This window comes from Citrobacter sp. RHBSTW-01044 (assembly GCF_013781945.1).
GTDB classification, from domain to species: domain Bacteria; phylum Pseudomonadota; class Gammaproteobacteria; order Enterobacterales; family Enterobacteriaceae; genus Citrobacter; species Citrobacter braakii.
The window spans coordinates 4232326-4255766 of the sequence record NZ_CP056180.1; the positions used below are offsets into that span (position 1 = coordinate 4232326).

Genomic DNA, 23441 nt, shown 5'->3' on the forward strand with positions numbered 1-23441 from the left:
AAGGAGCTGTTTTATGCAACGGATTCTCGCGTTTTTCTCCCAACGCACCACGACGCTATTTTTTCCTGTCGCGTTGATTTTATATGACTTCGCCGCCTATCTGTCGACGGACCTGATCCAGCCAGGCATCATCAATGTGGTGCGTGATTTCAACGCCGACGTCAGCCTGGCCCCCGCTGCGGTGAGCCTCTATCTGGCTGGCGGCATGGCGCTGCAATGGCTGCTGGGACCGCTCTCCGACCGGATTGGCCGTCGACCGGTGCTGATTGCGGGGGCGTTAATTTTTACGCTCGCCTGCGCTGCCACGCTATTGACCACCTCAATGACGCAATTTCTGGTCGCCCGATTTGTACAGGGCACCAGCATCTGCTTTATCGCTACCGTTGGCTATGTCACGGTGCAGGAGGCGTTTGGGCAAACGAAGGCCATAAAGTTAATGGCGATAATCACCTCCATTGTGCTGGTTGCGCCGGTTATCGGCCCGCTCTCCGGCGCAGCGCTGATGCACTTTGTACACTGGAAGGTCCTGTTCGCCATTATCGCCGCCATGGGGCTTATCGCCCTGATAGGGCTAGCGTTAGCAATGCCGGAAACCGTTAAGCGCGGCGCGGTGCCGTTCAGTGCACGCGGCGTACTGCGTGATTTCCGCGACGTTTTCCGCAACCGGGTGTTCTTGCTTGGCGCAGCCACGCTGTCGTTAAGCTATATCCCGATGATGAGCTGGGTGGCGGTCTCGCCGGTGATCCTGATCGACGCTGGCGGTATGAGCACATCAGAGTTCGCCTGGGCGCAGGCACCGGTGTTTGGCGCGGTGATCGTCGCCAATATGGTGGTTGTTCGTTTTGTGAAGGATCCAACCCAGCCACGTTTTATCTGGCGGGCGGCACCCATTCAACTGAGCGGACTGGCGGTGCTGATTGCCGGCAATTTGCTGTGGCCACACGTCTGGCTGTGGTCGGTGCTGGGAACCAGCCTGTATGCGTTTGGCATTGGTATGATCTTTCCGACGCTGTTCCGCTTTACGCTGTTTTCCAACAACTTACCGAAGGGTACGGTCTCGGCGTCGCTGAATATGGTCATCCTGACGGTGATGGCGGTTTCTGTCGAAATCGGACGTTGGCTGTGGTTTAACGGCGGCAGGATTTCGTTTCATCTGCTGGCGGTTGCGGCGGGTATTGCTGTCGTCTTTACCCTGGCAGGCTTACTGAAGCGGGTTCGCCAGCATGAAACAACAACGTTAGCCACTGAAAACTAACCTGCCGGATGGCACTGACGCTTATCCGGCCTGTGTCGTAGTGATAGGCCGGATAAGGTGCCTGCGCCGCATCCGGCAACCATCACATTGTCTTAAGCAATGCGCGCAAACCCTGCTTCCAGATCGGCAATCAGGTCGCCAATATCCTCAAGGCCAATATGCACCCTGACCAGTGTGCCGCTGAAATCTACCTCTCCGGCTGGGCGAATGCTGTTCAGCTCTTCCGGCTGATTCGCCAGAATAAGCGACTCAAATCCGCCCCACGAATAGGCCATATGGAACAGCGAGAAGTTATCGAGGAAATTCGCCATCTGCTCGTCGGTCAGTCTCTTTTTCAGCACAAACGAGAACAGGCCTGAGCTTCCGGCAAAGTCACGCTGAAAATACTCGTGCCCCGGGCATTCCGGTAATGCCGGATGATTCACCCGCGCCACTTCCGGCCTTGCCGACAGCCAGCGGGCAATATGGATGCTGCTCTCCTGATGCTGCTTAAGACGTACCGCCAGGGTGCGCAATCCACGGCTGCCGTTGTAGGCCGTATCGGCATCCAGCGTTTGCCCCATCAAATAGGAGTTCTCGCGCAGACGATCCCAACAACGCGCGTTGGACACCGCCGTGCCCAGCATGCCGTCCGAATGACCGATGGTGTACTTCGTTCCCGCCTGAATGGAAATATCCACGCCATATTCCAGCGCTTTGAACAGCACACCCGCCGCCCAGGTGTTGTCGATCATAATGACAATCTCCGGATTAACCGCGCGGATAGCTTTCACCATCCCCGGTACATCCTGGACTTCCATGGTGATCGAACTTGGCGATTCGAGGAATACAACTTTCGTTTCCGGACGCAGAAGATCAACGATACCAGCACCAATCAACGGATCGTAATACGTTGTTTCCACATTGAATTTACTCAGGATCTTATTGCAAAAATCCTGGGTTGGCTCGTAGGCCGCGCCCGTCATCAAAATATGATCGCCACCCTGAACAAACGCCAGAATCGCATTGGTCACCGCCGCGGCGCCGCACGGGTAAAGCGCGCAGCCAACGCCGCCTTCCAGTTCGCTCATTGCCTTCTGGAAGGCAAAGTGGGTGTAGGTTCCGCGACGACCGTAAAACAGCTCGCCATTTGCGCGATTGGCGGTGGCGAATTTTTTGTCTTTCACGGTATCAAACACCAGCGAAGAGGCGCGCTGGATAACCGGATTCACCGCTCCCTGGGTGTAGCGTTTGTCGCGACCCGCAACAACTAATTGCGTCTCAAGCTTCATTGCGTCTTTCATAACATCTCCTGTTCTTAATCCGTGTGAAACCTATACCACCGCAGCAGTAGAGTTTATTTCAGTGTTGGTCTGCTTTTTTCCAGCGAACCGTTCAACAATCTGCGCCGCATTCAAATCATGGATAACGTTAATCAGTGTGGCAGGCGCATCGGTAATCGTGCCCAGCACTACCAACATCGGGATCGCTTCCATTGGCAGGCCCAGCGTAGTGACGATAAAGATTTCACCGAGGAATGCCCCGCCCGGTACGCCGCCGACGATAATGGCGGAGAGCACCGCAATCAGCATGGTCAGGAAGAAGGTCTCGGTGGTGAACTCCATGCCCAGCACGGAATAGATAAAGACAATTTTCAGCGCGGCAATCATCGCCACGCCACCTTTGTTCAGGTTAACCAGTAGCGGAATGGAGACATCAACGATTTCCGGGTTAATCCCCATCGCCTTACCGGCACGCAGCGTCACCGGGAGAGTCCCCAGCGAAGAGCAAGTCCCCAGCGCAGTCGCAGACGGTTCAATCGCATTACGCCAGAAAGCTTTGACCGCCGGAATACCGCCGCCAATATACGAATAGAGAATTGAGCCAAAAACAAAGTAGACCAGCGTGGCCACCATGAACAGACCGATGGCGCGAGCAAAGGTCAGCAGCAGTGCAGAGTCCTGACTGGCCATAGTGGCAGCGAAATAGCAGCCCAGGCCAATCGGTGCGACCTTCATAATGATCGAGACGATCTTCATGATCACGGTATTGGCATCTTCCAGCAGCGACGCAATGCGCTTACCGGCCTGATCCGATTGACCAATCGCCACACCAGCAATAATCGCCATTACAATCAGCGCCAGAATATTGGACTTGGAAAACAGTCCGATAAAGTCGCTGGTCGTGATCATGCTGACAAAATCCATCTTACCGCTGCCCGCCTGCACCGACTGCGAAAGATCGATAGTGACGCCCTGCGCCGGGTTATACCATAGCGCCAGCGCAACGATCCCGGCAGCCGGAATAAAGGCCATTGCGATCGAAACAATAAAGATAATCGCCATAATACGCCCCAGCCTTTTCAGGTCGGTCATACTGGCGATCGAAGACATGACGCTGATCCCCACCAGCGGCACAATAATCATAAATAGCAGATTTAAGAATATCTGGCCGATTGGCTGGAGTTTACTTGCAAACGAGGGGGCATAAATACCTAATAAGCCGCCAATCACCAGAGCAACTAATAAAATAATCGACGATCTGTAGGGTTCGAGTCGTGACCACATAATCGGTACCTTTAGAATAATATTTAATGAGATTAAATTCACAATGTGATGAGTTTCCGTTTCGCCTCCTTTTATTTTGTGACGTAACTCACCTAAGTTGTTATTTTTTCATTTTGCCAGCAAGTTGTTTCCTGTGATTCAATAGTTGCATGTTTAAAACGCGAATGTAACGGCCTATTCGTACCGTTTTTGCAAATCACTTGTGAATAAAAGGAAACTATGAGTACGCCGATTTCACTCAAGCATCTGGAGTTTTTCATTAAAATCGTCGACTGCGGAGGATTGTCAGAAGCCGCGGCGCAGCTCAACGTCTCGCCATCTGCGGTCAGCAAAAGCCTGGCGGCAATGGAAGATACGTTAGGCACGACATTAATTAAACGTACCACCCGCAGTATTACCCTGACCGATGCCGGGCAATATCTCTTTAACCGCGCCAATAAGCTTTTGAAAGAATTCGATGAAACGCTGAATACCACCTCCGGTTATTACCACAGCCCGCAGGGTGAATTACGCATAACCTGCTCAATTGCGTTTGGTTATTCCCGGCTGGTGAACCTGGTGGATAAATATCGTTCCCAGTTCCCAGACGTGAATCTGTATATCGATCTCAACGATAACTTCGTGAATCTGAACGAAACGGATTTCGACATCGCCCTGCGAATCTCCACCGCACCACCGCAGAACTACGCAATGCGCAAGCTGGTGCCTGTCCGCTGGGCGTACTGCGCCTCACCCGGCTACCTTGCCAAAAAAGGCATGCCCCAGCGTCGTAGCGATCTGGTCAATCATGATTGCCTGGTTTACCCAGGTCTCACGCCGGTGCTGAAGGTGGCGGATGAACAGGATCGTCTGCATCAGTTAAAACTGCATATGCCTATCCAGGCCAACAGCAGTCTGGTATTGCTGAAATCGGTGTTAGAAGATCAGGGAGTGGCGTATTTGCCCACCTATCTGATTGGCGATCATATTCAAAAAGAAGAGATAACGCCGCTGATGCTCGACGGCACCATCACCTGCGAAACCCACGCCCTGTATGCGCTCTATTTTCCCAGTAAGTACAGCAATCCGAAGGTGCGATCGTTTATCGATTTTCTGGTGGCGGAACTCGGCCCCTTACCCGCCTGGGACAACTGGATCCCGGAGTAAGCTTTGCTCGTCTGAAAATGGGAGGCGCTCCACATTTTTTGCGCGATCCCCCCGTCTGGCTCTATCCTTAAGCCTATGAATAAAATTGCTGAACTCAAACGCGCCAAGCGACTGGCGCTCTCATTGCTGCTGATTGCCGCCGCTACCTTCGTCATCACGCTGTTTCTGCCGCCTAACTTCTGGGTGCTCGGGATCAAAGCGATCGCCGAAGCGGCGATGGTCGGCGCGCTGGCGGACTGGTTCGCCGTGGTGGCGCTTTTTCGTCGGGTACCAATCCCGTTCATCTCGCAACATACGGCGATTATCCCGCGCAATAAGGATCGGATCGGGGAGAATCTCGGTCAGTTTGTGCAGGAAAAATTTCTCGACACCCAGTCCCTGATCGCCCTGATCCGCCGCCATGAACCGGCGTTGTTGATCGGTAACTGGTTCAGCCAACCGGAAAACGCCCAGCGAATTGGCCAGCATCTGCTGCAGATCATGAGCGGTTTTCTCGAACTCACCGACGACGCCCGCATTCAGCGGCTGATCAAGCGGGCGGTGCACAAAGCCATCGACAAGGTCGATCTCTCCGGTACCAGCGCGCTGATGCTGGAAAGCATGACCAAAAACAATCGCCATCAGGTGTTGCTCGACACATTGATCGCCCAACTTATCGCCCTGCTCCAGCGCGACAGCTCGCGGGCGTTTATCGCCCGACAGATCGTGCACTGGCTGGAGACCGAGCATCCGCTGAAAGCGAAGATCCTGCCGACTGAATGGCTGGGCGAGCACAGCGCCGAACTGGTGTCTGATGCCGTTAATTCCTTACTGGATGACATCAGCCACGATCGGGCGCATCAGATCCGCCACGCCTTCGATCGCGCCACGTTTAAGCTAATCGATAAGCTCAAACACGATCCGGAGATGGCCGTGCGGGCCGAAAGCATGAAAAACTATCTGAAGGAAGACGAGGCCTTCAACCGTTATCTTGGCGAACTGTGGGCAGACCTGCGCCAGTGGGTGAAAACCGACATTAACGCTGACGATTCGCGCGTGAAGCAGCGCATCGCCAGCGCCGGACAGTGGTTCGGCGAAACACTGGTTGCCGACAGCGCCCTGCGCGCCTCACTGAATGGGCATCTGGAGCAGGCCGCGTATAAAGTTGCGCCGGAGTTCGCCACCTTCCTGACGCGCCACATCAGCGACACGGTGAAAAGCTGGGATGCGCGCGATATGTCGCAGCAAATTGAGCTAAACATCGGCAAAGATTTACAGTTTATCCGCATCAACGGCACGCTGGTCGGCGGTTCTATTGGGCTGGTGTTATATCTGTTGTCGCAAATTCCTTCCCTGCTGACGCTGGCGAATTTTTAAGGAGAAAGTAAAACGCCCATTTTTATTTTACTTTTCATTATCATTTGCACATGTAATATAACAATTATCAAACTAACAGCGTGAAATGAGAGTCCGTATGTCCGAGGGAAGCCCCGATTCAAATCGTCATGCCATCAGCGTCGCGCTCTTTGGCATGCTGGTCTTAACGCTGGGCATGGGAATTGGACGCTTTCTGTATACGCCGATGCTCCCGGTACTGCTGTCGGAAGGTCAGTTTACGTTTGACCAGCTCTCCTGGATTGCCAGCGCCAACTACGCCGGATATCTGGCGGGAAGCCTGCTCTTCTCCTTCGGGCTCTTCCATCTTCCCTCACGTTTACGCCCGATGTTGTTAACTTCTGCGCTCGCTACCGCAGGGTTGATTCTGGCAATGGCAAGCGTTAAGCAGCCCGCTCTGGTGATGCTGATCCGTTTTCTGGCAGGCGTCGCCAGTGCCGGTATGATGATTTTTGGTTCGATGATCGTCCTGCATCATACCCGGCATCCCTTCGTGATCGCCGCATTGTTTTCCGGCGTTGGCGCAGGCATTTTGCTGGGCAATGAATATGTCATCAGCGGTCTGCATTTTGCGCTGTCATCACACACGCTCTGGCTGGGGGCAGCGGCAGCCTCCGCGCTGTTATTTGTGCTACTCGTTATGCTCCTGCCATCTCGCGACCATGCGCTTCCCGCCGCCACACCGGTAAAAACAGAGCATCAGCCTATGTCCTGGTGGCTGCTGGCGCTACTGTATGGGTTAGCCGGATTTGGCTACATCATTGTCGCTACATACCTGCCACTGATGGCGAAAAGTGCCGGGTCGCCGCTGCTGACGGCCCATCTCTGGTCGTTGGTCGGTATATCGATTATTCCGGGTTGTTTCGCCTGGCTGTGGGCAGCCCGACGCTGGGGGGTATTGCAATGCCTGACGGCGAATTTACTGATCCAAAGTGCCTGCGTGGTCATGACGCTCGCCAGCGACTCCTTGCCGCTGCTGGTGATAAGCAGCGTGGGTTTTGGCGCAACGTTTATGGGGACCACTTCGCTGGTCATGCCTCTCGCCCGTCAACTTAGCGTACCGCGCAATATTAATCTGCTGGGCCTGGTCACCCTGACTTACGGTATTGGGCAAATACTCGGGCCGCTCTTAACCAGCCTGCTGGGAAGCGGCGCTCAAGCGATCGTTAATGCCACGCTATGCGGTGCCGTCGCCTTGTTTATTGCGGCACTGATCAGCCTCACACAATTATACAAACAGCGTTTCGCCTCCCCCAAAAAGGTATAATCGACAACCTTATAAACAGGTATCTTAGGATTAGTCCGCAATCAAATGTCAACATTTAATAAACAACAAATAATCAGCAATTACCCGCCAGACAATTTATAATTCCCGGCTGTTCATTTATAAACTCAATTTAAAATGCGTAAAAATGGACATATTAACTCAGCATCAACACTATCTTCGGGAAAAGTACATGTCATGGTTTAAAAAAATACTACTGGGGTTAATTATTTTGGTGGGTTTAATTGGCACGCTAAAGGATTATAAAGACTTTGGTCTATTTGGCGCGTTAGGATTGTTTCTTATATTCCTGTTAACAACAACATTTTTATGGCAATGGGCCTCTGGCAGGTTACCAGAGATAACCCAGCTTCAGGCCGTATTTATTTTACTGGCCAGCGCGGTAGCCTCAATTTTTGTTATCAATATGGCAATTGCCGGAAATTTGCATGTGGATTTAATGGAGGTCATGTACGTTACCATTACGCATAATCCACTTTTTTACCTGATTCTCTGCGTGGTCGCATGGGTAAAAGTGGGCATCTGGCAATGGCTGTTTAGCAGTGGACAGGTCAAAGAGAGTCAGCCAGTTTAAACACGGCAGAGGTAAAAAAGGCGTCTTAGCTAAGACGCCTTTTGCATATCAGAACAAAAAATTAGAACTGATAGGTCAGACCCGCAACAACCTGGTTGTCGTCGTCTTTGCCGTCGAGCAGGTTAATTTTGTAACCCACATCAGCCACGATGTTTTTGTTGAAGTAGTAATCCGTGCCCAACGCTACGTATTCAGTCAGGTCATTATTGTTGTTGTCACGCGCGTGAACGTAACCCACGTTCGGACGCAGACCAAAATCAAACACATACGCAGCCATTGCTTCAAAGTGCTCAGCTTTATCCGCATCCTGAATCAGGTTGTGGGACTCGCCGTACATGGTCGCGACGTAGATGGCATTAGCATCATATTTCAGACCCGCGCCCCAGAACTCTGCGTTTTCGCCATCCCATTTACCGTCTTTATTGCCTTTCTTTTGGGCTGCTGTGATTGAACTATTTGTGTAGGTCGCAATAGCAGACACGCCGGAATCCGCAATGTTGTCATAGCCCAGGGAGAAGCCGTAGCCGTTACCGTGCTGCTTAGTCAAATTAGGTTTTGTCGGGTCTTCCGAGTTGGCATCACCTTTACCCTGGTATTGCGCACCAATGTTCAGACCATCAACGGCTCCAAAGAGATTTTTGGTGCGGAGTGTTGCAACGCCAGAAGTACGTGAAGTAAGGAAGCGGTCAGCATCTTCAAAGGAGTCGCCGCCGAACTCTGAAAGAGTGTCAGTGTAAGCTCCCACGTCGTAAGCGATACCGTAGTTACGACCGTAGTCAAAGCTAACGTCATGGCCATAATCCAGGCCAGCAAACGCCAGACGTGTATTGACGCCATTCTGAGAACCTTCTGCTTTAGAGGCATCAAACTGACTTTCAAATTGGCCATAACCGGTCAGTTGATCGTTGATTTGTGTCTCACCGCGAAAACCCAGACGCGCGTATGTACCGTCGGCATCGGTGCCGCCAGTCCAGGAATGGACCGCTTTTACTTTGCCGTACAGATCCAGTTTGTTGCCATCTTTATTATAAATTTCCGCTGCATGAACGGAGGTTACCCCTAATACCATTACAGCTAATGCCACTGCTGACTTTTTCATGTTATTACTCACTTTTAATTGTGAATTTTGCTATCAACTTTGTTATGAAGGCAGAATACCCGCATAAAAAAGCCCCCTATGGAAAAGGGGAAAACCTCTAACACACCAATGAAGGTAATAATAAAGTGGCAAGACACATATCATTTTGGGTTAAATAAAACCCGAACAGAGAGTAATTACTTGGATTCTTCGTTTACGCTCTCATTAACAGAGCGATATAACATTATTGCTTCGGCAATAATATCTTGTTTACTTTTACGGGTTTCAAATGCCAGCGTACGAACATATTCCCACAGAGAGGTATCGACACGGGCACTTAAAAGAACCATATCTTTTGAACGGGTACCCCTGGCCTTTCTAATATCGGGGTAATCTCGAGAGGGCATTATCATCTCCTGAACGCAAACACGCTTATGGCGATGAAATATGCAGTCAGTGTAAAAACATGTCAACGGCAAAATACAGTGACAATAGTAATGAAACTGTTAATAACGGACAAAAAACTGGAACAGCATTTCAAATGAAAGATAACTTGATTATAGAATAATGTGTAATTTTAACTTTACATATATTCACTTTTATTCATTTGATTAAAAAAGCCAGAACTATTGACAATAAACATGACCTCAAATCAAAACATCATTACAGCCAATAAGTTACGTGCCGTTATTAATGTCTACATTTCCGTGAAGCGCCTGTTTTTATGCACTGTTATTCCAGGCTGCCTCGCTCTGACCACCGCGTAAATCAGTTTGATTCTCACTTAACACAGGCCCGTTTTGTCTAAAAATAAGCACGGAAAGGTAAAAATAAGGTAAACAATGCATTTTTTCGCATGCAAAAATAAGTTGTTTTTAATTGATATAAATCAATTTTCACCGCGTAACCACGGAGGAAAAATCATCATCTGAGGTGATGGAAAGCTTTGTTTACGTGACGTTCATGACGAGAAAAAAGCGTTGTTATGCAATAAACTTTTGTGCTGAAAAGTGTCGCGCGGACTGCAACAGCCCGCATGGGAGAGGAAGGAAAATCAGGCGTTAACTTTATCCAGCGGCCAGGAATCAAACAGATAACCATCAAAGTCGATGTCATCAACATTTGAAAACTCCAGCAGGCGCTGTTTGACGTTTTCCAGATGCTGCCACATTGCCAGCTTGGCTGCGCGGGCATCCTTTTTGATTAATGCCGCCAGGATCTGTTTGTGGTCACCCATCCACTCTTTACGGTAATGGGTATCGTCAAGGTGGCTATGGAGCTGGATCCACATCGGGTTGTTTTCACGCCACTGCCATGACTGGCGAAACAGCTCCACCAGCATGCTGTTATGCGTGGCTTCGGCTATAGCGAGATGGAACTGCATGTCGCCGCTTTCAGAACCGTTCGCTTCGCTGGAGGCCAGCTCCCGCTCTTCCAGCTGTAACGCCTGGCGCATTTTAACGATATCTTCACGGGTAGCCTGCAGCGCGGCGAATTCGGCGATATTGCTTTCCAACAGCTGTCGCGCCTGCAGCAGCTCAAACGGACCCGCGTCATTGCAATGATTGACATCCGTACTGTCGATGGTCTGCGCATCTGCATTGTCGAGTACGTAGATCCCGGCGCCGCGACGCACGTCCACCAGACCTTTAATTTCCAGCATAATTAACGCTTCGCGAACCACCGTGCGAGTGACATTGAGCATCTCAGCAATTTCACGTTCCGGCGGCAAACGCTCCCCGGGCTGGTACGGCGTCTGGACAATCAGATCGCGGATCATTGCACCCACTTCCTGGTAGGGTCTTTGTTGAGAAGTGTTCGATTTCATCGTGTTATGTCCGTCAGATGCGTCAATTCAGATCCGTAGGCCGGATAAGGCACATGCGCTGCCAACCGGCACCTGTGCCGTTGGCTGATGGCGACGCTGACGCATCTTATCAAGCCTACAAAAAACATTTTTTCGCCTGAACTATAGCATTTGCGGGAAGCCAAAAACAGAAAACGGGTCAACCAAATCAGCATTTTGATTGACCCGTCATACTTCGGGGATTATGCGTCAGCGCCTAACGCCGCAACGCACTCGCGTGCACCGTGTTCACACAGCTGTTGATACGTCGCGATAACTGTCTCCACAAAATCAGCGTTTTCCGCCAGATCATGGCCAAAAATGCCGCTCAGCCCCAGCAGCGCCGTCACGCGTTCGGCCCCCTGGAACTGTTGGTTAATGCGCTGGAACTCAGCCAGCAAGGGGTCGACAACATCAATGGCCTGCCCCTGTTCATCCACGCCACGGGTGTAGCGCATCCAGCCCGCCACGCCCAGCGCCAGGTGACGCCAGTCGCTGGCGTTTTGCAGATGCAGACGCACCGGATCCAGCAGGCGCTGCGGCAATTTCTGGCTGCCGTCCATCGCAATCTGCCAGGTGCGGTGACGCAGTGATGGGTTGCTGAAACGCTCAATGAGCAGCGTCGCATAGGCGTTAAGATCGGTGCCTTCCGGCATCGACAGCGTCGGCGCTTGCTCCTGCATCATCAGCGCGAACGCCGCTTTGCGGTACGCCGAATTTGTCATGGTATCAGCGATAGTTTCATAGCCGCCGAGATAGCCCAAATACGCGAGGAAAGAGTGGCTGCCGTTGAGCATACGCAGTTTCATCATTTCAAACGGCACCACATCGGCAACGAACTGCGCACCAACGTTGTCCCAGTCAGGGCGACCGTTGACAAAGTTATCTTCGATAACCCACTGACGGAACGGCTCACAGGCGATAGCACACGGATCGTACACGCCCAACTGGTCGGCAATCTCTTGCAACGTTTCTGGCGTCGCCGCCGGAACAATGCGGTCGACCATGGTGCACGGGAAAGTGGCGTTAGCCTCAATCCACTGCGCCAGCTGCGGGTCGCGCGCCTGCGCCAGGCCCAGCACCGCGACTCTCGCCACATGACCATTTTCACGCACGTTATCGCAGGACATCACGGTAAAGGCCGCAAGCCCTTGCTCACGACGCAGATGCAGCGCCTGTACGATGTAACCAATCGCCGATTTCGGCGCGCCTGGATTCGCCAGATCGTGTTTAATCAGCGGGTTATTGAGATCTAACTGTCCGCTGGCAGCATCGGTGCAGTAACCTTTTTCCGTGACCGTCAGCGAGACAATTGCCGTCTGCGGGCGCGCCATAGCCTGTAAAATACCATCACAGCCGTCAAGCTCCGGGTGCAACGCTTCTTTCATCGAGCCAATCACTTTCAGCACGGTGTTGTCCGCGCCTTTTTCCGCCACGGTATACAGCAGTTGCTGTTTGCGCAGGTTTTCAATCAGGACGCGATCGTTACCCGGCATCAGGTTAACTTCACAGATCCCCCAGTCGCTGTCGGTGGTTTCCAGCAGATGATGGGTGTACAGCGCCTGATGCGCGCGGTGAAATGCGCCGCATCCCAGGTGAACAATGCGGGATTGCAGGCGCGAGCTGTCCCATGCAGGGCGAGCAACCGGCAGGTTGCTATTGGCAATTGTCGTTGTCATCGTGAACTCCAGAACCCGTTGAATGACCAACGGAAGAGAAAAGAAAAAGCCGGCCAGACAGGTGACCGGCAACTCGCTTTAGCGGCTAAAGAAAGCGCGCTGGATAGCCATCTCAACGCCACGCACTTCCGCCAGCCCTTTCAGGCGACCAATCGCGGAGTAGCCTGGGTTGGTTTTCTTTTTCAGATCGTCAAGCATCTGATGGCCGTGGTCCGGACGCATTGGGATCAGGTCCTCTTTACCCTCGGCTTTACGGCGCTGCTCTTCCTCAACGATCGCTTTCACGACTCCGTACATATCGACGTCGCCGTTAAGATGCGCCGCTTCATGGAAGGTTTTCGGGTTATCTTCACGCAGCGTGGAGCGCAGGTGGGTGAAGTAAATACGTGGGCCAAACTGTTTGATCATGTTGACCAGATCGTTGTCCGCCCGGACGCCGTAGGAGCCGGTGCACATGGTAAAACCGTTCGCCATGCTGTTGACCGTATCGACCATCCATTGCATATCTTCCACGGTGGAAACAATGCGCGGCAGGCCGAGGATTGGGCGCGGCGGATCGTCCGGGTGTACCGCCATCCGCACGCCCGCTTCTTCCGCCACAGGAATAATTGCTTTCAGGAAGACGGCAAAGTTCTCGCGCAGTGCGGCTTTATCGATATCTTTATAACGCGCAAGATGCTGGCGGAACTGGTCAAGCGTATAGCCCTCTTCCGCGCCTGGCAGACCGGCGATGATATTGCGGGTCAGACGCGCTTTGTCTTCATCGCTCATGGTGGCGAAGCGTTCATTCGCCTGAGCAATCTCTTCGGCGGTGTAATCCGCTTCCGCGCCCGAACGTTTGAGGATGTGCAGCTCAAAGGCGGCAAATTCAATCTGGTCAAAACGCAGCGCTTTGGAGCCGTCCGGCAGGACGTATTCCAGGTCGGTACGGGTCCAGTCGAGAACCGGCATGAAGTTGTAGCACACGGTACGAATGCCGCACTGGGCCAGGTTACGCAGGCTTTGCTGATAGTTGGCGATCCACTGCTGATAGTTACCAGAACGGGTTTTAATATCTTCGTGGATCGGTACGCTTTCGACGACCGACCAGACCAGGCCCGCCTGCTCAATAATGGCTTTACGTTTTAGGATCTCATCAACCGTCCACACTTCCCCGTTCGGGATATGGTGCAAGGCGGTGACCACGCCCGTGGCACCCGCCTGACGTACATCCGCTAAGGTGACCGGATCGTTAGGACCATACCAGCGCCATGTCTGTTCCATCTTTTATTCCTCATTTACGTTATGGACTCGACGATATGGCACATAAATTCCTCCTTTTGGTATGACATGTCAACCTGAAGGAATGAATTGGTTAACCAAATCACGATTTTTGCTGATTAGATCGCCATTTTACGGCCATAAAGCGCAGTAAAGATGTAAACATGTAACGCAATGTGACATTCATCGCATCAATGGTTAACCAATACAGATAACATCTCAACCAAAATCATAATAGTTCAACCAATAAAGGTAGACGTTATATGCATGTTCTCAATATTCTGTGGGTCGTATTCGGCATCGGTCTGATGCTGGTGCTCAATCTAAGATTCAAAATAAACTCGATGGTCGCCCTGCTGCTGGCGGCGCTCTCGGTCGGCATGCTGGCGGGTATGGACTTAATGGCGCTGCTGCACACCATGAAATCCGGCTTTGGCAGCACGCTGGGTGAGTTGGCGATTATCGTGGTATTCGGGGCAGTCATCGGTAAGCTGATGGTCGATTCCGGAGCGGCGCATCAGATTGCTCATACGCTGCTGGCGCGACTCGGTCTGCGCTATGTGCAGCTTTCGGTGATCATTATTGGTCTGATTTTTGGCCTGGCGATGTTCTATGAAGTGGCGTTTATTATGCTGGCGCCGCTGGTGATCGTCATTGCCGCAGAAGCGAAGATCCCGTTCCTCAAGCTGGCGATTCCTGCCGTTGCCGCCGCCACCACCGCCCACTCTCTGTTCCCACCGCAGCCTGGTCCGGTCGCGCTGGTTAACGCCTACGGCGCTGACATGGGTATGGTCTACATCTACGGTATTCTGGTGACTATTCCGAGCGTGATCTGCGCCGGGCTTATCCTGCCGAAGTTCCTCGGCAACCTCGATCGCCCGACGCCGTCATTCATGAAGGCCGACGTACCGGTTGACCAGAACAATCTACCGTCTTTCGGCATCTCTATTCTGGTTCCGCTGATCCCGGCGATCATCATGATCTCCACCACCATTGCCAACATCTGGCTGGTGAAAGGAACGCAGGCGTGGGAAGTGGTCAACTTCTTAGGCTCCTCGCCAATTGCGATGTTTATCGCCATGATTGTCGCCTTCGTGCTGTTTGGTACCGCGCGTGGTCACGACATGCAATGGGTGATGAACGCCTTTGAAAACGCGGTGAAAAGCATCGCTATGGTGATCCTGATCATCGGCGCGGGCGGCGTACTGAAGCAGACCATTATCGATACCGGCATCGGCGATACCATCGGCATGCTGATGTCGCACGGCAATATTTCGCCATACATCATGGCGTGGTTGATAACCGTGCTTATTCGTCTGGCAACCGGTCAGGGCGTGGTCTCAGCCATGACGGCAGCGGGGATTATCAGCGCAGCCATTCTCGACCCGGCAACCGGTCAACTGGTGGGCGTCGATCCGGCGTTGCTGGTACTGGCGACGGCGGCTGGCTCCAACACCCTGACCCATATCAACGACGCCTCGTTCTGGCTGTTCAAAGGCTACTTTGACCTGTCGGTGAAGGATACGCTGAAAACCTGGGGTCTGCTGGAGCTGGTGAACTCCGTGGTTGGCCTGGTAATCGTGTTGATCATCAGCATGATTGCATAACGTCGATACCGCTCTGGCCCACAGCCCAGAGCGGTTCTTTCTCCTGCCTTAACAATCCTCAATAATCAGATACACCGCCTTCACCGGGCCATGCACCCCAACCACCTTGATAAGCTCGATATCCGCCGTCGAGCTGGGTCCACTGATAATATTAATGCACGACGGCATACGCTCACCGGCCTGCGCTTTCTGATGCAGTTTTTCTGCCAGTTGTGCCACGCGCGGCAGGATGGTGCTTTTACGCAGCACGAAAATCGAGGACTCCGGCAACAGGCTCAAAGAACGCCCGCGCTCCGGCGCGGAAAACAGCACCACACCGCCGGACTCAGTCAGGCCATACTCGGCATACACTACGCCGACTTTCGCCTGCTCGGCCTCGGTAATATTTTCGCTGCCTCGCGCCGGATCCCAGACCACGGCGTTGCATTCCTGCTGCAAACGTTCGGTGATGCCCAGCGCCACCAGTCGGCTGTCGCCGCTCAGCACTACTGGCTGACCCAATTCTTCACACAGGCGTAGCGCTGCTTCTGCGGCCTGGTCCTCGCGAGTCAGTTCACAGCGGGCCAGCATCACTTCGCTGGCGAACTGGATAAACGCATCGCAGCGCTGCTGCGGGCTAAGTTCAGTCAGGCGCTCGTTGGCATAATTGTTAACCGGCGCGGCATCCGCTTGCGGTTCGAAACGCGGCGGGCGACCCAGCGCCTGGGCGATGGTGTTTAAAAACGCGGTACGGTTATCCATTCTTTTTCTCCTGCGCCTGATGTTTCTTAAACCAGCTGCGGAAGCTCTCGCCGTCAGCATCAGGCAGATCGCGCGCCTCCATCCAGTCACCAATCGCGCCAACCTTGAGCGGGGTTTTCCCGCCATTGATAAACCAGCTTGCCGCATGCGCGCCCGCCATCATTCCGACTTTCCACAGCCCCGGATGGCTATTGGCATAAGCGAACATTTTGATCGCCCGTCGCTCGGCTTTCGGGGTAATGCCCTCCTCGGCCATCACCCGACGATGACGCAGGATCAGTTTTGACAGCGGAATACGCACCGGGCAGACGCTGTCGCAGGCCGTGCATAAGGAACAGGCGTACGGCAGGTCTTTAAAATCTTTATAGCCGCCGAGCAGTGGAGAAATCACCGCGCCAATAGGGCCGGGATAGATCGAGCCATAGCCGTGTCCGCCGATGTGGCGATACGCCGGGCAGGTGTTCATACAGGCCCCGCAGCGGATGCAGCGCAGCACATCGCGAAACTCAGAGCCCAGCACCTGCGAGCGACCGTTATCGACAATCACCAGATGGAACTCTTCCGGTCCGTCCACGTTATCCGCCTCACGCGGGCCGGTCAGCCAGGTGTTATAGCCCGTCAGACGAGCGCCCACGGCGCTGCGCGCCAGCATGGTGATCAGCACATCCACATCGGCAAAGGTCGGCGCGATACGCTCCATGCCCATCACCGCAATGTGCGTTTTCGGCAGCGTGGTGCACATGCGCGCGTTGCCTTCGTTGGTCACCAGGCATACTGAACCGGTTTCCGCCACGGCAAAGTTACAGCCGGTAATACCGATTTCGGCACTCAGGAAATCCTCGCGGATCTTCTGGCGAATGAACAAGGTCATGGCTTCCGGGGTTTCCGGGCCGTCATACCCCAGACGCTCATTCAGCACGCGGCGGATCTGATAGCGATCTTTATGAATAGCCGGCACCACGACGTGCGAAGGTGGATCCTGATCCAATTGCAGGATGTATTCCCCGAGATCGGTTTCGATCACCTGGATTCCCGCATCCTGCAGGACATGGTTGACGCCGATCTCCTCGGTCACCATCGACTTGGACTTCACCACCTTCTTCGCGTTTTTGCTGCGCGCGACCTGCAGAATGTAGGCGGTGGCCTCTTCTTTGGTTTTGGCGAAATAGACGTGGCCGCCGTTTTGCGTCACTTTCTCGGAGAGTTGATACAGGTAAGCGTCGAGGTTGCTCAGCACGTGATCGCGGATCTGGCTGGCACGATCGCGCCAGTCTTCCCAGTGGCCTAACTCATCGACCATTTTTTGTCGATTTGCGCCAATACGCTCCTGCGCATTGGCCACGGCTTTGCGCATGATCGGATCTTCTATCTGCTGACGAATGCGCAGTTTAAATTCTACATCGCTGGTTTTTATCGACATCTCTTTCCCCTCAGCGGCTCATCAGCACTTCAGCAATATGCATCACTTTGACCGGCTGGCCTTCCCGTTGCAGTCGACCGCCAATGTTCAGCAGGCAACTGACGTCTGCGCCAATCAAATATTCCGGCTGCGCATCCATCAAATGTAAGACTTTCTCTTTCACCATCTCGCCGGATATCTCGGCCATTTTGACAGAGAACGTCCCGCCAAAGCCGCAGCAGGTATCCTGATCGGCAAACGTCAGCAGCTCCAGCCCGCGCACGTTTTTCAGCAGCGTGAGCGGCTCTTCCTTCACCCCCAGCTTTCGAGTCAGGCTACAAGAGGGATGATAGACAGCGCGGCCCTGCAGGCTGGCGCCGACGTCCACCACGCCCAGCTTGTTGACGATAAAGGAGGTGAGATCCTGCATACGCGCGGCAACCTTTTCGGCACGCAGCGCCCATTCCGGTTCATCGGCCAGATACGTCGGATAGCTTTTTACCGCGTAGGTACAGGAGCCTGCTGGCGAGATAATCGGATCGTCGTTGTCTTCCAGGGCGGCGATCAGGTTTTTCATCCCAGGGATCGCCTCTTTGATGTAACCGCTGTTAATGGCTGGCTGACCGCAACACCCTTGCTTCTCGGGGAAATTAACGCGACAACCCAGTTTTTCCAGCAGCAATACGGAGTCTCGTGCCATCCGTGATTTCAGTGCGTCACCAATGCAGGTAACAAAGAAATTTACATTCACAATAACTACTCCATTGCTTCATTTCTGTTTATTGCGCTTGATATCGCGATATCAAGCAAAGGTTCAGCCGTATTTCACGCCCAGTTTTTCTGTTTGCTGTTTTTACTAATGCCTGGGTTCATGGTGATGCTCGGGTCGTTTTCCTTTGATGCCGACTCTCCGCTTCTTAAGTCAGGACAGTCGCATATGTCTGTATTTTCATTTGTATGACAAAACCAAATAATCCCCTAATCAACCCCCATATGCAACAACCAGGTTTATTTCTTTCGGTCTCGCTCACATTTTTATATTTAAAACCACAGCGTTATGAACACCTTAAAAACAGTTTCAGGTGCTTACTATTCTCATCACCAGCATTATTAAAAAGGTTATCATATAACTATTTATAGGTATTCAGCTTACTCTTAAGTATATTTACCTGGCATTGGATTTTAATTAAAAGATTACAATAGTTACAAAACTACAAATCATAATTACTTTATTCACTGAAGCGATTCAGTTTACATACTTTATTAACCCAGCAATGTAGCCTCCCCACCATAAATATAAATCAGGTTTAATGAACCAATCAGGAATAGCAATGAACGAATATTTTATGTTTGCCCTGGCACTCTCTCCTTTACTACTGATGGTATTTTTAATATTGAAATTGAAAATGCCCATCCATTATTCCGTGTTGATCTCTTTGGTATTCACTGCCGCGCTGTCGGCCATATTCTGGGAAATGCCCGTACAGAATCTGAAAGCCGCGATAGGCTATGGCGCCCTGAAGGGGTTATGGCCGATTGTGATTGTGATCCTCGGCGCCATCTTCAGTTATAACGTCATGCAGGCAACCAAAGCGCTGGATATTCTGCGCGATATTCTCGCCAGCATTAGCGAAGATAAGCGTATTCAGGTGCTACTGATTTCATGGTGCTTCGGCGGATTCCTTGAAGCCGCGGCAGGTTATGGCACGGCGGTTGCCATTCCGATCGGCATTCTTATTGCGCTGGGATTCAACCCGCTGAAGGCGGCGATCGCTTCTCTCGTGGCGAATACCGTTCCCACCGCGTTCGGCGCGGTCGGGATCCCGGTTTCTATTCTGGCGGAACAGGTTAATCTGCCGGTGTATACCTTAGGCGGAACCATTATTCTGCAGCTCGCGCTGTTTAATATCCTGCTGCCGTTTGTCATTGTCTGCATTATTGGCGGCGGCCTGAAAGCCATTCGTGGCGTATTTCTGATCACGCTGATTTGCGGCATCACCACGCTGGTTCCGCAATATTTTGTCGCCATCCATCTTGGCGCGGAATTGCCCGCCTTTGCCGGTAGCCTGGTCAGCTTGTTTGCCGTGGCGATGGTCAGTCGCCTGCGCAAAGGGAAAACCGATCCCGAGTGGCGCATTGAGGTCAGCCATACCCGCGAAACCACGCCGCGCTCGGCAAAAGTGTTGTTCCGCGTAGGCTCTATCTATCTGTTTATTTTTGTTTTTATCCTACTGTGCTCACCGCTGTTCCCGACGATCAAAGGCGCGGCGTCCCAACTGGCCTCGGTGCTGCATTTCACGCTCGCCAACGGCAACACGCTGGCGCTGAAAGTTGAATGGGTGACCACGCCGGGGATGCTGATCATCTTTGCGACCCTTATCGGCGGTTTTATTCAGGGAGCGTCCGCACGCGGGATGCTGGAAGTGTTTATCAAAACCATTTTCCAGCTTAAAAATTCCATTGTGGCGATTATGGCGATTGTCGCGCTGGCCACGGTAATGGATCTCAGCGGGATTATCTCCACGCTGGCCCAGTCGATTGTCGATCTGACCGGCAGTTCCTACGTCTTCCTCGCCCCGGTGATTGGCGCGCTGGGCACGTTTGTTACCGGCAGCGATACCAACTCGAATATTTTGTTCGGCAAACTGCAAACCATTGCCGCCAGTAAACTGCATATCGATCCCAACTGGCTCGCGGCGGCGAATACTTCTGGTGCAACGGGGGGGAAAATGATTTCGCCGCAGAGTATCGCCATTGCGGTTTCAGCCACCAAAATGGACGGACAGGCCAACCAGATAATGTCTGGCACCATGAAATACTGCTGCGCCTATATTGTGATCCTCGGCCTGAAAGTCGGTCTCTTTTATTACTGGTTTATGGCGTAATCCATTGTCAACCCCGTCAAATTCACGGCAACCGTATTTGACGACCTGGTGACCAAAAAGGTTTACACCGCTTCAGGATCGAAACGAAGCGACTGGCTTTACGATTTGTCGGCGCTGACTAAAATAGCGCCGATGTTTCAAATCGAGGATTGTTGTTATGTTGTTCTGGAAAAAGATGGTGAAGAAGTTCGACGCCTTTTCCGCGTTGATCCCACCACGCTACTTCCGCGTGTAATGCCTGGCGCTAATGCCTGATGGCGCTTCGCTTATCGGGTCTACGTTTCACGCTCATTTGTAGGCCGGATAAGGCGCAAGCGCCGCATCCGGCAGCAGAGAAAATGTTCTCCCCTTTCACTTACGCAGCCCGCACGCTCTTAACACCCTGACCCACAGACGAAGCCATGCAAAACGGTAGATCAGCGGATGCTGAAATCGTAGCAGTGTCAGAAACATAGAGCCTCCTTGCGGCGCTACAGCACCGTTGCCTGATAGCGAATTTGCGGCTCCATTATCTGGTGACGCGCGTCTATCAGCCGCAGTTCATACGAGTCGTGCTCTTTCGTCAGCCGCATCACCGCGTCGACGACACTGGTGGTCCGCTCCAGCGCCTGCTTGTCCTCATAACCGTTGAGCAGTGAAGCCAGCATCACGCTGCAAATCAGATCCCCAACGCCCACCGGCATTTTGGCAAAGGTATACAGCGGCCGGGCGATGTGTAATGTCTGTTCCGCCGTCACCAGCAGCATTTCAAACGCCTGTTTGTCGCGCGAGCAGTCGCCGAGATGTTTCACCAGCACCTTCTTCACGCCCCACGCCACCAACTGCTGCGCCGCTTCCACCACCTCGTCAAAACTACGTAGTTGTCTGCCCGTCAGCACGCTCAGCTCATAGAGATTCGGCCCCATCACATCGGCCAGTTGAATGGCGTCATCGACAAAAAAGGACTCCACGCCCTGCGCGACGATGCAGCCTTTTTGCGGGTCGCCCATCACCGGATCACAAAAATAGAGCGCCTGGGGATTACGCTGGCGAATGGTGGTGACCGCGAGCTTCACCTCTTCGCAATGGCGTTTGTCCCCGAGATACCCGGACAGCACGGCATCGCATTGCGCCAGTTTTTGCAGATCATCCAGCCCGCTGATGATGGCGCTCAGCTCGCCGTGCGGCATCGCCATGCCCTGCCACATCCCGTACTGGGTGTGGTTGGAAAACTGTACGGTGTAAAACGGCCAGACATCGATCCCCGAGAGCTGCATCGGCAACACGGCGGCTTTATTTCCGGCATAGCCATAAACGACTGACGACTGAACAGACAACACGTTTTTCATTTTGACTCCGTCTAGCGAAACGTTGGCAGCAGACCAAATACGTCCAGAACAACCGTCAGATAGACAACCGCCCCACAGACAATGACCAGATTGAGCACGGTGTTATTACACGGCGCGGTATAGCTGGCGGTAGGGAAACGTTTCCGCGCCGCTTTCACCAGGAACGGCGGCAGGATCACGCTCCAGATGGTAAAGGCCAGACCGGCGTAACCAATGGCGTGGACAAACCCGTTCGGGAAGAAGAAGCACACGGCGGCTGGCGGGAAGTAGGTCACCAGCGCGGTTTTCAGGCGACCCATGCCGTCATCCGGGAAGTGAAACAGGTCGGCGATGTAATCGAACAGGCCAAGCGTCGCCGCCAGCAGGGAACTGGCTACCGCAAAGTTGCCGAAGAAGGTCAGGATCAGATCCATATAACGGCTGGTGAACAGCCCGCTGATAGCCTCGACAAACACGTCGATATTGCCGCCTTTGGCGATAATCGGTGGGAATGAGGAACGGCTGATGTTGCCCATCGTGACGCCCAGCCAGAAAATATACAGCAGCAGGGCAAACAGCGTGCCGATGATAATCGAACGCGTAATATTTGAGATCCCGCTCGTGCCATACAGCTTAACCAGGCTCGGCACGTTACCGTGAAAACCAAACGAGATAATGCAGAACGGCAACGTCATCAGGATATACGGCAGGTACTGCGAATTGGGCAGCGCCACCGCCACGCTGTCGACGAGTTTCGCCACTTCGATATGACCCACCAGGCCAGAGAAGGTGGCAAAGAACGCGATAAACTTACCGATAATCAACACGGTAGTAATACGTCCAACCAACAAGGAGCTGTACCAGGCAATCGCCCCGACCAGCATACTGACGATCACCACCGAGATATTCGCCGGAAAGCGCACGCCGCTGTATTTGAACACGGTTTGCGCCATCACCGCCGACGAACCAGAGATATAGGCATAGGTCAGAATATACAGCACAAAGCCGAAAGCGATACCGACCACAATATTCCACTTTCGACCTAATAAATCCTGAGTAAAGGTATTAAAACTGGCACCGGCGCCATAATGCAGATTAACTTCGACCAGCATCAGACCGGTTAATAACATCATGATGGCGATAAACAGAAGAATAACTGACGCACCGGGGAACCATACGCCAGCCATCGCAATCGGCAGGGAAAACATCCCTCCACCCACTACGGTCGCGATAACCAACATGGTTCCGCTAATCAGTCCGGGGGTACTACTCTGTCGCTCAATGGCATTAATATCCATGATAAATGTTCCTGTAGACTATTCGTTATAATTACAGCTGTCATTTGTACATCATGCGGATAATAAAAATGTCGGAGTCAGGGTTTACTTTTGTAGTTATGTCACGGTAACGGGCACCGCAAAGGCTTCCTGTTCATGGAAAAGAAATACAAAAAAGCCCC

Annotated in this window: 19 protein-coding genes; 7 read left to right on the plus strand and 12 right to left on the minus strand. The window is 52.7% G+C overall.

Features of this window, described 5'->3' with window-relative positions; genetic code table 11:
• Positions 1 to 13 precede the first annotated feature (13 nt).
• Positions 14 to 1255, plus strand: coding sequence for a multidrug efflux MFS transporter MdtM (gene mdtM / locus HV352_RS20325; RefSeq protein WP_181635026.1), 1242 nt, complete (start codon positions 14 to 16; stop codon positions 1253 to 1255).
• Between the two features lie 92 nt (positions 1256 to 1347).
• Here the strand turns inward: mdtM and metC are convergent, their stop codons facing one another.
• Both metC and HV352_RS20335 read right to left on the minus strand, forming a co-directional pair.
• Complete coding sequence (metC, locus tag HV352_RS20330; protein WP_016155600.1) at positions 1348 to 2538, minus strand: cystathionine beta-lyase; 1191 nt, start codon at positions 2536 to 2538, stop codon at positions 1348 to 1350.
• A 30-nt stretch (positions 2539 to 2568) separates the two neighbouring features.
• Complete coding sequence (locus HV352_RS20335; RefSeq protein ID WP_003019196.1) at positions 2569 to 3801, minus strand: dicarboxylate/amino acid:cation symporter; 1233 nt, start codon at positions 3799 to 3801, stop codon at positions 2569 to 2571.
• A 219-nt stretch (positions 3802 to 4020) separates the two neighbouring features.
• Between HV352_RS20335 and HV352_RS20340 the strand changes: the two genes are divergently transcribed.
• The 4 genes from HV352_RS20340 (at position 4021) to HV352_RS20355 (ending at position 8180) form a co-directional block, all read left to right on the plus strand.
• A complete protein-coding gene (locus HV352_RS20340; protein ID WP_016151563.1) occupies positions 4021 to 4947 on the plus strand; it encodes a LysR family transcriptional regulator in 927 nt (308 codons plus the stop codon).
• Between the two features lie 75 nt (positions 4948 to 5022).
• Positions 5023 to 6303 (plus strand): DUF445 domain-containing protein, encoded by a 1281-nt coding sequence (locus HV352_RS20345; RefSeq protein WP_016151562.1) that lies wholly within the window; start codon positions 5023 to 5025, stop codon positions 6301 to 6303.
• Positions 6304 to 6400: 97 nt separating this feature from the next.
• Positions 6401 to 7588, plus strand: coding sequence for an MFS transporter (locus tag HV352_RS20350; protein ID WP_181635027.1), 1188 nt, complete (start codon positions 6401 to 6403; stop codon positions 7586 to 7588).
• A gap of 190 nt (positions 7589 to 7778) precedes the next feature.
• The gene (locus tag HV352_RS20355; protein WP_181635028.1) at positions 7779 to 8180 is read left to right on the plus strand and encodes a hypothetical protein; all 402 of its coding nucleotides are present in this window, start codon (positions 7779 to 7781) and stop codon (positions 8178 to 8180) included.
• 61 nt (positions 8181 to 8241) lie between these two features.
• Here HV352_RS20355 and HV352_RS20360 read toward each other — a convergent pair whose 3' ends face one another.
• The 5 genes from HV352_RS20360 to uxuA all read right to left on the minus strand — a co-directional run bounded on the left by HV352_RS20360 (position 8242) and on the right by uxuA (position 14046).
• Complete coding sequence (locus tag HV352_RS20360) at positions 8242 to 9279, minus strand: porin (RefSeq protein ID WP_016151559.1); 1038 nt, start codon at positions 9277 to 9279, stop codon at positions 8242 to 8244.
• Positions 9280 to 9455: 176 nt separating this feature from the next.
• Positions 9456 to 9665 carry a hypothetical protein gene (locus tag HV352_RS20365; RefSeq protein WP_016151558.1) on the minus strand — a complete coding sequence of 70 codons (210 nt, stop codon included), beginning with the start codon at positions 9663 to 9665 and terminating at the stop codon, positions 9456 to 9458.
• A gap of 647 nt (positions 9666 to 10312) precedes the next feature.
• A complete protein-coding gene (uxuR, locus tag HV352_RS20370; protein WP_029139754.1) occupies positions 10313 to 11086 on the minus strand; it encodes a Uxu operon transcriptional regulator in 774 nt (257 codons plus the stop codon).
• A 221-nt stretch (positions 11087 to 11307) separates the two neighbouring features.
• Positions 11308 to 12783, minus strand: coding sequence for a fructuronate reductase (locus tag HV352_RS20375; RefSeq protein WP_181635029.1), 1476 nt, complete (start codon positions 12781 to 12783; stop codon positions 11308 to 11310).
• A 78-nt stretch (positions 12784 to 12861) separates the two neighbouring features.
• Entirely contained in the window at positions 12862 to 14046 is a 1185-nt protein-coding gene (gene uxuA, locus HV352_RS20380; protein WP_109017275.1) for a mannonate dehydratase, read from the minus strand.
• A 260-nt stretch (positions 14047 to 14306) separates the two neighbouring features.
• Here uxuA and gntP point away from each other — a divergent pair, with 260 nt between their 5' ends.
• Positions 14307 to 15650 carry a gluconate permease GntP gene (gntP, locus tag HV352_RS20385; protein ID WP_016151554.1) on the plus strand — a complete coding sequence of 448 codons (1344 nt, stop codon included), beginning with the start codon at positions 14307 to 14309 and terminating at the stop codon, positions 15648 to 15650.
• 48 nt (positions 15651 to 15698) lie between these two features.
• On the opposite strand, the gene HV352_RS20390 is transcribed toward gntP, so the two are convergent.
• From HV352_RS20390 to HV352_RS20400, 3 genes are read right to left on the minus strand one after another with little or no spacing between them, the layout of a single operon-like run.
• The gene (locus tag HV352_RS20390; RefSeq protein WP_016151553.1) at positions 15699 to 16391 is read right to left on the minus strand and encodes a lactate utilization protein C; all 693 of its coding nucleotides are present in this window, start codon (positions 16389 to 16391) and stop codon (positions 15699 to 15701) included.
• Entirely contained in the window at positions 16384 to 17811 is a 1428-nt protein-coding gene (locus HV352_RS20395; protein WP_016151552.1) for a LutB/LldF family L-lactate oxidation iron-sulfur protein, read from the minus strand. The genes HV352_RS20390 and HV352_RS20395 overlap by 8 nt, the downstream gene beginning before the upstream one ends.
• A 10-nt stretch (positions 17812 to 17821) precedes the next feature.
• Positions 17822 to 18541 (minus strand): (Fe-S)-binding protein, encoded by a 720-nt coding sequence (locus HV352_RS20400; protein WP_016155592.1) that lies wholly within the window; start codon positions 18539 to 18541, stop codon positions 17822 to 17824.
• A gap of 580 nt (positions 18542 to 19121) precedes the next feature.
• Here HV352_RS20400 and HV352_RS20405 point away from each other — a divergent pair.
• Positions 19122 to 20675 (plus strand): L-lactate permease, encoded by a 1554-nt coding sequence (locus HV352_RS20405; RefSeq protein ID WP_046275101.1) that lies wholly within the window; start codon positions 19122 to 19124, stop codon positions 20673 to 20675.
• A 470-nt stretch (positions 20676 to 21145) separates the two neighbouring features.
• Here the strand turns inward: HV352_RS20405 and pdxY are convergent, their stop codons facing one another.
• Together pdxY and HV352_RS20415 are read right to left on the minus strand one after the other, a co-directional pair.
• Positions 21146 to 22003 (minus strand): pyridoxal kinase PdxY, encoded by an 858-nt coding sequence (pdxY, locus tag HV352_RS20410; protein WP_094760964.1) that lies wholly within the window; start codon positions 22001 to 22003, stop codon positions 21146 to 21148.
• Between the two features lie 11 nt (positions 22004 to 22014).
• On the minus strand, positions 22015 to 23280 hold the full coding sequence (locus tag HV352_RS20415) for an aromatic amino acid transporter (protein ID WP_016151548.1): 1266 nt from the start codon (positions 23278 to 23280) through the stop codon (positions 22015 to 22017).
• Positions 23281 to 23441: the final 161 nt, after the last annotated feature.